Origin of the sequence: Aeromonas sp. s11, from assembly GCF_040907945.1 — a bacterium.
Lineage (GTDB): Bacteria > Pseudomonadota > Gammaproteobacteria > Enterobacterales > Aeromonadaceae > Aeromonas > Aeromonas veronii.
Genome location: NZ_JBFOCU010000031.1, coordinates 69,648 through 76,670, shown reverse-complemented (window position 1 = coordinate 76,670; position 7,023 = coordinate 69,648). Strand labels below are relative to the sequence as shown.

Below are 7,023 nucleotides of genomic sequence, written 5' to 3'. Positions count from 1 at the left end.
GCCGATGGTAGTGTGGCATTCGCCATGCGAGAGTAGGACACTGCCAGGCACCCAATTAAACAGCGATGTGAAAAATCACATCACTGGCTGCGAGGATGACACCTCACGAACAAGCAGCAAAAGATTTAGCGAAAGCTAACCGAATGCGGAGCGGTAGTTCAGTCGGTTAGAATACCGGCCTGTCACGCCGGGGGTCGCGGGTTCGAGTCCCGTCCGCTCCGCCACTAATTTGAAGGCCTTCCCGATTGGGAAGGCCTTTTTGCTATGGGCAGGTTTTGCCCTGCGCCCCAAGATTTTCACACCAGAACGAGTATCAAAGCCCGGCTTAATGACCGGGCTTTGGTGTTTTTAGCGTGTTAAACAGCCAGTGTTAGCATTTATCTAGAGGAAGAGAACTAAAACCCTGTCATCTTCCCCATTTTCTATCTATATCAACCCCTTATCTGATAGATTACTGGCCATTTTAACTGGTTTACTTTTGGCCAAACTCTGTTCATGGCGCGCGATTAGGGTTGTATCTCGCTTATAACTCGGTAGAGTAAGGGCATCTTGAGTTTGCCTGTCCCGCGCCTAGTTTGCCGGGTTCCAGGTGTAACTTGGCCAGTTTTTATCAACCTTAAGTCAGTGGTATCGATATGGAACAAGTAAACAAGTCCACCTTCAGCGATGTACTGGAATATGTGCGTATGTCCCGTCGCCAGAACAAACTCAAGCGTGAAATTGCGGATAACGAGAAGAAGATCCGTGACAACCAGAAGCGCGTGCTGCTGCTCGACAACCTGAGCGACTACATCAAGCCGGGCATGAGCATTGATGATGTACAGGCGATCATCGCCAACATGCGTGCCGACTATGAAGAGCGCGTGGATGATCACATCATCAAGAACGCCGAGCTCTCTAAAGAGCGTAAAGAGCTGAGCACCAAACTGAAGGGCATGAGCTCTCACAAATAAGCATTCAGCTTTCGCTTAAGAGACACCGGCCACTGGCCGGTGTTTTGTTATCAGCTCGGATCTCTGCCACTCCTGCAACAATCGGCTCCCCTTTTTAGAATTGCCCTGTTACCATCACCACAAAGCGGTCAATAGTTTCAAGCCATTGACTTGAAAAGACTAAGCTTGAGTGAAACACAATAAATTGCGCAACCATGGTGGGGCTGATATGGGCGCATCAGAACAGACGGATTTGACACAAGTGGCATCTCAAGATTCATCTGTCCAGACCTCGGACGGGAACCCAAAGCGCAAGCGCCGTCCCTGGTGGCGTTGGCTGTTCTGTTTTCTCTTTTTATTGTGCCTGGGGGCGGTGATTGCTCTGGTTGGCTATGAGATGAAAACCTCGAAGCTGCAATCTCAGGAGATCTCCCGCTATGCCGCCAAGCTTACCTATCAGGTCGAGCCTGGCCAGAGCAAGCAGATCGCCTTCCCTGAGGATGGCCCGTTCGACAAGCGGCTCGGCTATGTGCAACTGCCGATGATGCAGGAGCGTTTGCTTCAGCGGGGCTATGAAGTCAGCAAGCAGGTGCATTTCTCCGACGCGCTCTATGACTACGCCAGTCGTGGCTTCTTCGTGCCCTATACCGAGAAGGTGCAGGCCGGTTTGACGCTGCACGATTGCCGCGCCGAGCCCTTCTATCAATTCAAGTATCCGACCCATCACTATCCGGATTTTGACTCCATTCCGCCGCTCGTCATCCAGTCGCTGCTGTTTATCGAGAACCGCGACTTGCTGAGCAATGAAGAGCCGTTGGCCAACCCGGCGGTCGACTGGCCCCGTTTTGCCAAGGCGGCACTATCTCAGGTGGGCAAGGCGCTCGATATGCAGGATCAATCTGCCGGTGGCAGTACCCTGGCGACCCAAGTGGAGAAGTATCGCCACTCGCCGGATGGCCTGACCCTGTCGCCGACCGAGAAGATCCGTCAGATGGCCTCTGCCAGCGTACGTGCCTATCGTCTCGGGCCGGAAACCCTCGAAGCGCGCAAACTGGTCGCCTGGGCCTACCTCAACTCGGTACCGCTCTCGGCTGCGCCGGGATATGGTGAAGTGCATGGTCTGGGAGATGGTCTCTGGGTCTGGTTTGGTGCCAATGTCGATGACGTGAACCGTCTGCTGGACCCCGCCCGCAACCAGAACGCACCACTGGCCGAGCAGGGGCTTGCCCTGCGTCAGGTTGTCTCTTTGATGATTGCGCACCGCCGTCCCTCTTACTATCTGGCTCAGGGGCGAGAGGCGCTGGCTACCCTGACCGACAGCTACCTGCGCCTGTTTGTGCAGGAGGGGATGATCACGCCACCTCTGATGGAAGCGGCGCTCAAGGCCAAGATTACGTTCCGTGACTTCCTGCAGTCCCCTGCTATCACCCGGGTGAACAATAACAAGGGGTTGCAGGTTGCCCGTACTCGCCTGAGCCGTCAGCTCGGGGTGCAGCTCTATGACCTTGACCGGATGGATCTGACCGCCGATACCAGCCTCAACATGCCGTTGCAGAACGAAATCTCCCGTTATCTGCAACAGCTGGCCGACCCGACGTTTGCCGCCCAGGTAGGGCTGTTTGGTGAGCGCCTGCTCTCGCCGGAGAAGACCGGCGATGTGCGCTACAGCTTCACCCTGTTCGAGAAGTCGCCGGAAGGGTTCAAGGTGCGGGTGCAGACCGACAACACCGATCAGCCGTTCGATATCAACGAAGGTTCCAAGCTGGAGTTGGGCTCAACCGCCAAGTTGCGGGTGCTGACCACCTATCTGGAGATCGTGGCCGAGCTGCACGACAACTATGCCGGGATGCCGGTCGAGAATCTGCGCAAGCTGGCCGCCGTCTCTCAGGACAACCTCAGCCGTTGGGCCATCTCCTATCTGATGACGGCTCAGGACAAGAGCCTGCCTGTGATGCTGGAAGCGGCGCTGGATCGCAAATACTCCGCCAGCCCCAACGAAGGGTTCTTTACCGGTGGCGGCATGCACACCTTCAACAACTTCCGCCGCGAGGATAACAATCGCATTCCGACGTTGCGTGACTCTCTGCGTGAGTCGATTAACTTGCCCTTTGTACGGCTGATGCGCGATATCGTTCGCTACAGCCTCTACAAGGAGGGCAACCGTGCCCAGTTGCTGAAGGATGACAAGGATCCCCGTCGTCAGGAGTATCTGGCCAAATTTGCCGACAAAGAGGGCCAGACCTATCTGCTGCGCTTCTGGCGCAAATATCGCGGCAAGACTCCCGAGGAGCAACTCGATACCTTCCTCGACGGTCTCAAGCCGAGTGCGGTACGTCTGGCGGCGGTTCACCGCTACCTGATGCCGGAAGCCAGCGAAGCCGCATTTGCTGCCTTCCTGGCGGAGCGGTTGCCGAGAGAGAAGCTGAGTGCCAAGCGGGTTAATCAGCTCTACGTCAGCTATGGTCCGGGCAAGTATTCACTGCCGGATCAGGGCTACATCGCCCGGGTTCACCCGCTGGAGCTGTGGTTGCTGGCCTATCTCAAGGAGTTCGACAAGGCGACCTTTGCCGACGCGGTGGCGGCCAGTCGTGACGAGCGGCAGGAGGTCTACAGCTGGCTGTTCAAGACCCGTCATCGCAGTGCCCGTGACAGCCGGATCCGCACCATGCTGGAGGTTGAAGCCTTCCTCGATATCCATCAGCGCTGGGCCAAGCTCGGTTACCCATTCGACCATCTGGTGCCTTCACTGGCGACCGCCTTGGGTAGCTCCGGTGACCGCCCGGCAGCACTGGCCGAGCTGATGGGGATTATCCAGAATGGCGGTATCCGCTCGCCAACCTTGCGTATCGAGCATCTCTCGTTCGCCAAGGGGACGCCCTTCGAGACCGAGTTTGAGCCGCAGCACACCGAGGGAACCCGAGTGATGCCAGCAGAGGTGGCGGCCGCCCTGCGCAGTGCGCTCTCCAAGGTGGTCGAAGGGGGCACGGCAAGACGTATCGCCGGTGCCTTTACCCTGCCGGATGGCACTGTGCTGCAGATGGGGGGCAAGACCGGAACCGGGGATAACCGGATTGAAACCGTGGGCCGTTATGGCAACGTGACCAGCTCGCTGGCGCGCAACCGCACCGCAACCTTCGTCTTCTATCTGGGTGAGGATCACTTCGGTACCCTGACCGCCTATGTACCGGGTAGCCAGTCTGACAAGTTCAGGTTCACCTCGGCGCTGCCGGTGCAGGTGCTCAAGGGGATGGCTCCTCTGCTGACGCCTTACCTGCAACCGGGCTCCCATACTCAGTGTCTGGCGAACCAGTGATGCGAGCGAATTACCGCTCATCACGCAGATAACTGACCAGAAAAAACGGGGAGGCTGACAGCCTCCCCGTTTTTATTTCCTCATCGGACGCAGCAGCGCTCGATTGCGATCAGGCATTCAGTACGAACTGCTCGATCACCTGAGCCACGCCATCTTCATCGTTGCGGGCAGTGGTGTGCTGGGCGAGAGCCTTGATCTCGTCGGTGGCATTGCCCATCGCCACACCGAGGCCTGCGTATTCGATCATGTGGCGATCGTTGCCCGCATCCCCGACGCAGATCACCTGATCGGCGGTCAGGCCAAGGTGCTCGGCCAGCGCGGCCACGCCGGTTCCCTTGTTGCTCTGCTTGTTCATGAACTCGAGGAAGAAGGGGGCACTCTGTACCACGGTATAGCGCTCATAGAGCTCAGCAGGCAGTCGCTCGATGGCGCGGGAGAGCTGGGGCGGCTCGTCGATCATCATCACCTTCATGATCTGCTCGTCGGCAGGCAGGGTGGCGAAGTCGATCAGATTGATCGGCATGCCGATCAGGCGAGATTCGTGCTCGGTGTAGGTGCTGACACGGGGACTGATCAGGCCACGGGTGACCGAGAAACCGTGAACGTTCACCTCCAACTCGTCAGCCAGTTTGGCGACGGCGCTGGCGTCACTGCCGGTCAGCAGCTGGCTGCGGATGATGCGCTGATCGGCCACCTGTTGCACCAGGGCGCCGTTGTAGCAGATGACGTAGTCATGCTCTGTGGTGAGGCCGAGCTCTTCCAGATAGTGGCTCATCCCTTCCAGCGGGCGGCCGGAGGCCAGCACAACGGTTACCCCTTTGGCGCGCGCGGCGCTGATGGCGGCGTGGGTGCGGGGAGTAATCTGGCCCTGCGGGTTGAGCAGGGTGCCATCCATATCCAATGCGATCAGCTTGTACATCTCTCACTACCTGAGTCTGGGTGGCCCGCCCGGTGGGGCCAAGGAAGTGGCGAGTGTAGCGAAAATCGGCGGCGGGATCACGGCCGGTTCAGCGATGGGGCCGTGCCGGTTGAGCTATTTGTGTCCCTCGTAGGGGGTCATCTCCAGGGTTTCATCATGGATAGTCAGACGGGTAGGGCCTCGTGTGATGGTAACCTTGCGTTTGAAGCTGGCCATCTCGACCTCGATGCCGGAGTAGAGGTGCTGGGTGGCAATGACCTCCATCTGAGCCATCAAGTTTCGCAGCTCCTCCTGGTTGGCGGTGAGCTGCTCATCAAGCTGGGCCAGTTCGGTCAGCTGATGGTCCCGGATCGGTTTGAGCTTGCGCAGGGTATCCGGATTGCGCTTGTCGCCGGGTAGTTGCAGCAACTTCATGACCAGCTCCTTGATTTTCTCCAGCTGGGCCTGACACGTCTGCTGGCGCAGCTTGAGCTGGTGTTCCTGCTCCTTGTGGGTGAAGTAGCCGCCAAGGATCTGCAGCCGGGTATGGTTGGCTGCCTCGGCCCCCAGGCTGGGGGCCATGATCAGGCGATTGGCAATGCTGGTGCCCCCCAGCAGAGTGCCTTTGCGCATGTTGCTATCGCCCACCTTGATGTCTTGTCCGCTGCGGGAGTAGCAGTGGCTGAGCTGGCTCTGGATCTGGATATCCCCCCCCGCTTCCAGCTGGGCATACTGGGCGTAGCTGGCGTGGATCTCCCCCTGCGCATTGAGTTGGCAAAGGTACTCCCCCTGCTCGTTGCGGCGGCCAATGATGCCGTGGCGTACCGTGATGCTGCCCCCGGCTTCGATCCAGCCCCCTTCGATAAAGCCGCCGATGACGATGTCACCGCTGACCTTGATCTTCATGCCCGGGTTGACGTCGCCGCTGACGATTAAGCCCCCTTCAAAATCAATGTGGCCGTGGCGGGCATCCACCTGTTTGACGCTGAGCACCTCGTCCACCTTCATGCCCGCTTTCTCCTGACAGGGCAGGCCAGCCCGACCGGCAATCAGCAGGTCGGGATCGTCGGGGGAGATGAAGGTGCCTTCACCAGCACTCATCGGGCTGTCTTTGCCATCCTTGGCGGGCAGATCCTGACCGGTCACGGTAAAACCGGGTACCCCGACGGTGGCCGGATGACGGCGCATCAGCGGAGCGCCTGCCTTGACGGTGACGATGGAGCCGAGATCCCGCAGGTCGACCTTGCCATGACCCAGCTCCTGCGGTTTGAGGATCCGTTCGGCCGGGGTCTCCACCAGCCGCTCATAGCGAGTGTCCTGACCATTGACGGCAGGCTGGCCGTTGGCAATCACCAGCTTGAGCTGACTGCCGGGGGCGGCCTCCTTGGCTGACTGGATGGCAGTGGTGAGCAGTTGCTCACTCACCCCCTGTTTGATTTCGCTGATGGCGATCGCCTCTTTCAACTGTTCCAGCGTCACATACTTGCCACCCCAGTCGGCAGTGATCTGAGCGATAGCGCTCATGCGATCCTTCTCCACTATTACGGCGAGTCGGGCATCCTGACGCTTGCCGACAGGGATGGGGTTGGCGGGGACGGGGGCGGCAGGGTTGGTGAGCAGGGTATTAAGCAGGCTGATGGCCTGTTTGATCCCCTCGGGCAGCGGCTGATAGCGGCGACAGTTGGAAGCGAGCAGCAGAGCCTGCACATCCTGTTCCGTGACAGGTTTGGTGAGACCGGTGGCAATCCGCAGGCAGACCAGTTCCATATCGCTTGATAGCAGCAACCACTCTTTGCTTAACACCGCATCTCCTTGCTGGATGAGAACGGAACGATCGGCTCGCTCCTCTACTGTCATTTAATCTCTCAATGATTAATAAA

Annotated in this window: 4 protein-coding genes and 1 tRNA gene; 3 read left to right on the top strand and 2 right to left on the bottom strand. The window is 58.6% G+C overall.

Features of this window, described 5'->3' with window-relative positions; translation table 11 throughout:
• Positions 1–147: 147 nt before the first annotated feature.
• From AB5Y84_RS09745 to AB5Y84_RS09735, 3 genes are all read left to right on the top strand, one after another.
• Positions 148–224, top strand: a tRNA-Asp gene (locus tag AB5Y84_RS09745).
• 411 nt (positions 225–635) lie between these two features.
• Complete coding sequence (tmaR, locus tag AB5Y84_RS09740; protein WP_005336024.1) at positions 636–953, top strand: PTS system regulator TmaR; 318 nt, start codon at positions 636–638, stop codon at positions 951–953.
• 208 nt (positions 954–1,161) lie between these two features.
• Positions 1,162–4,245: a transglycosylase domain-containing protein gene (locus AB5Y84_RS09735; protein ID WP_047436640.1), complete on the top strand. Its 3,084-nt coding sequence runs from the start codon at positions 1,162–1,164 to the stop codon at positions 4,243–4,245.
• A 109-nt stretch (positions 4,246–4,354) separates the two neighbouring features.
• Here the strand turns inward: AB5Y84_RS09735 and yidA are convergent, their stop codons facing one another.
• Complete coding sequence (gene yidA / locus AB5Y84_RS09730; protein WP_368176849.1) at positions 4,355–5,164, bottom strand: sugar-phosphatase; 810 nt, start codon at positions 5,162–5,164, stop codon at positions 4,355–4,357.
• Between the two features lie 114 nt (positions 5,165–5,278).
• A complete protein-coding gene (locus tag AB5Y84_RS09725; protein WP_368176850.1) occupies positions 5,279–6,946 on the bottom strand; it encodes a FapA family protein in 1,668 nt (555 codons plus the stop codon).
• Between the last annotated feature and the right edge of the window lie 77 nt (positions 6,947–7,023).